The following is a 475-nucleotide window of genomic DNA, read 5'->3' as shown; positions in this document are numbered from 1 at the left end:
TGGGTATTGCCGCACATGAATCCGTCAAACGGACTGTACTGGATCATTGACGACACGGGCTTTCCGAAGAAGGGAAAGCATTCGGTGGGCGTGGCGCGGCAATACTGCGGGCAGTTGGGTAAGCAGGATAATTGCCAGGTCGCTGTTAGCCTTTTGGTAGCCACCGAGGAGGCGAGCCTGCCCGTCGCTTATCAGCTTTACTTGCCACGCGAATGGGCGGAGGACCCGGCAAGACGGCAACAAGCTGGTGTGCCCGATCAGGTTGAGTTTGCGACCAAGCCGCAGATCGCCATCACGCAACTGCGCGAGGCAAGGCAAAGCGGTGCGCCGAACGCAGTGGTGCTGGCTGACGCGGGTTATGGAAACGACGCGGCGTTTCGTGCCAACGTTGGCGAACTCGGCCTGCAATACGCCGTGGGCATCCAGTCGAGCACACGCGTGTGGCCACCGGGCCTTGCCCCACTGCCGGCTGTAC

At 61.3% G+C, this 475-nt stretch carries 1 protein-coding gene; it reads left to right on the top strand.

All coding sequences use genetic code 11. The annotated features are described in order from the left end of the window. Positions 1-475, top strand: a 475-nt coding sequence (locus tag ACRXB1_RS37375) for an IS701 family transposase (protein WP_449494936.1), incomplete at both ends; no start/stop codon positions are given.

It is taken from the genome of Caballeronia sp. M23-90 (assembly GCF_053574605.1).
The sequence above is the reverse complement of the archived record's forward strand: the minus strand, read 5'-3'. Positions and strand labels throughout refer to the sequence as shown.